Raw genomic sequence first — 2,904 nt, 5'->3', positions numbered from 1 at the left:
GGGACAATGATTCGAATATCAAGATAGTTAAGGCCAAGGGGCGTTTGAAAGGACTCATAGAGAAGACTGATGCGGGACATGCAGTATTTGGTACATGTGGTATTGGTCATACCAGATGGGCGACACATGGTGAGCCATCAGAGACAAATGCACATCCCCATACAAGTGATGATGGCAATGTAGTCGGTGTACATAATGGTATTATTGAGAATTATCAGGAATTGAAGGCCAAGCTGATGAAGAATGGATATTCATTTTATTCTTCAACAGATACTGAGGTTGCGGTAAAGCTTGTTGATTATTATTACAAGAAGTATGAGCATACCCCTGTAGATGCAATTAATCATGCAATGGTTCGAATTCGTGGTTCCTACGCACTTGCTATGATGTTTGAAGAGTATCCAAATGAAATATATGTTGCCAGAAAGGACAGTCCTATGATTATAGGTGTTGCTGATGGTAACTGCTATATTGCTTCAGATGTGCCGGCTATATTGAAGTATACAAGAAATGTATATTATATTGGCAATATGGAGCTTGGACGTCTGGCTGATGGAAAGGCTACATTCTATAATCTTGATGGAGATGAAATTCAGAAAGATCTTGTTGAGATTAAGTGGGATGCTGAAGCTGCAGAGAAGGGCGGATACGAGCATTTTATGATGAAGGAGATTCATGAGCAGCCAAGGGCTATTCAGGATACTATGAATTCTAAGATGAAGGATGGCAGAATAGATCTTAGTGATGTAGGACTCAGTGAGGATGATATTAAGAACATTTCACAGGTTATCATTGTAGCCTGTGGTTCTGCGTATCATACAGGAGTGGTAACACAGTACGTTATGGAGGATCTCGCTAGAATCCCAGTTCGTGTAGAACTTGCATCAGAATTCAGATATAGAAAGCCAATACTCAACAAGAATGATCTTGTTATTGTTGTCAGCCAGTCGGGCGAGACTGCCGATACTCTTGCAGGACTTCGTCTTGCAAAGAATCAGGGAGTAAAGACTCTTGGTATAGTGAATGTTGTAGGCTCTTCGATTGCGCGTGAGGCTGATAATGTGTTCTATACTATGGCTGGTCCAGAGATTGCGGTTGCAACTACTAAGGCATACAGCGCACAGCTCATTGCTGGATATATGCTTTCAATTGAGTTTGCTAGAGTTCGTGGACAGATTACAGATGAACAGTATACGGATTATATAGCGGAACTCGAGACTATACCTGATAAGATTAATAAGATTCTTGAAGATAAGGAGAGAATACAGTGGTTTGCTGCTAAGCAGGCAAATGCACAGGATATTTTCTTTGTGGGACGTGGCATAGATTATGCTATTTGCCTTGAAGGAAGCCTTAAGCTTAAGGAGATCAGCTATATACATTCCGAGGCATATGCTGCGGGAGAATTGAAGCATGGAACGATAAGCCTTATTGAGGATGGAATCCTTGTAATTGGTTCACTGACACAGCCTGAGCTCTATGAGAAGACTATCAGCAATATGGTTGAATGTAAGAGTCGTGGAGCCTCACTTATGGCACTTACGACAGTTGGTAACTATTCAATAGAAGATACAGCAGAATTCACTGTGTATGTTCCTAAGACGGATGAACATTTCGCTGCTAGTCTGGCCGTAGTGCCACTGCAGTTACTTGGATATTATGTGTCTGTTGCCAGGGGACTTGATGTGGATAAGCCAAGGAATCTGGCGAAGAGTGTTACAGTGGAGTAGAAATTAATAGATTGTGATATGCAATTGCCAGCCCGGTGGGCTGGCAATTGGTGGATATAGAGATTATGAATATGGAAGGAGAAGGTAAAAGTAGGTGACGAAAGATGAATAAATCCGAATTATAAATATGAAGATAAAAAGATAAAGGTGAAAATAGGTGATTCATGGATAGAGCCAAATTTTGAACGGTAAAGGAGAAGTTACAAAAGTTGATGATATTAGGCAAGTAGTGCCTGTTTTCTTTTCGCAATCAGTAATATGCTATTTACATTTGATAAATATGTTAACAAATCATCATGATATTATTAGTGATTCAGAATATATATATGAGTATTGCAGATATATTGCAAAAGGATCGTATCTAAATATGGATTACTTCCAAGCAAAAGTATCTGGGGAAAATAAAAGAAAAGTGGAAAAATTTAAAAATATAATGTATGAGTGCTTAGAAGATGAGGAATATGGGGATTGATAATCTTAGGATTTCACGATATTTGGTCATAATGATGACCTCCTTCATAATAGATTTACACAGTAGATGTGCATAAATCTATTATAAAACAAGTGGCTCATTGTGACCGGAATGATGGCTCATAGCAAAACGGAATAGTGGCTCACGCCCGCCGGACAGATGGCTCATTGGACGCAGATTATTCACTTTGTTTCCATACTGCTGAATGAATGCGGATATAGAAAATATAGTATATTGTAACCCTGGAGAATCCGTAAAATGTAGATGCTGCATGGCTTTGTATTATAGCCCTGCTAATAAGAATACTTCAAAGGAATCTAACAAATCGGTTAAGAAAAGTTACATTAAAGCACTATTAAAATGTGTATACTTTTTACTCTTATATGGGGTGTTGATTCTGATTGACTATAAAATGATGCTACTTCTATGCAAATTTATACTTGAGGCAATGCCAAGCACGACGTACAGCATAGTTGCAAACATGGTAAGTGCTTTTCTCGGGATATTTACTGCATATGGTGTAGTGGATATCAAGAATAAAAGTTTGAAAATAATTTTGACATGGATAAGTATGACTGTTATCAGTTTGATATATTTGTGGTGTTTTGTATTGGTGTATAGAGAATTTTTTCAAGTTTAAACATCAAATAAAGTGTATGACGCGTATTTAGTTTATACTTTTAATACTATCAATATTGAGGC

At 38.1% G+C, this 2,904-nt stretch carries 2 protein-coding genes; both read left to right on the top strand.

Annotation, left to right across the window (positions count from 1 at the left end; translation table 11 throughout):
* Positions 1–1,730 (top strand): glutamine--fructose-6-phosphate transaminase (isomerizing) (gene glmS / locus CCU_RS13770; protein WP_208896313.1); only part of this gene is annotated, 1,730 nt, incomplete at its 5' end.
* 181 nt (positions 1,731–1,911) lie between these two features.
* Positions 1,912–2,202: a hypothetical protein gene (locus CCU_RS13765; protein ID WP_055145554.1), complete on the top strand. Its 291-nt coding sequence runs from the start codon at positions 1,912–1,914 to the stop codon at positions 2,200–2,202.
* Positions 2,203–2,904 lie beyond the last annotated feature (702 nt).

This window comes from Coprococcus sp. ART55/1 (genome assembly GCF_000210595.1).
Taxonomy (GTDB): domain Bacteria; phylum Bacillota; class Clostridia; order Lachnospirales; family Lachnospiraceae; genus Coprococcus; species Coprococcus aceti.
This window is presented reverse-complemented; position numbering and strand designations above follow the sequence as displayed.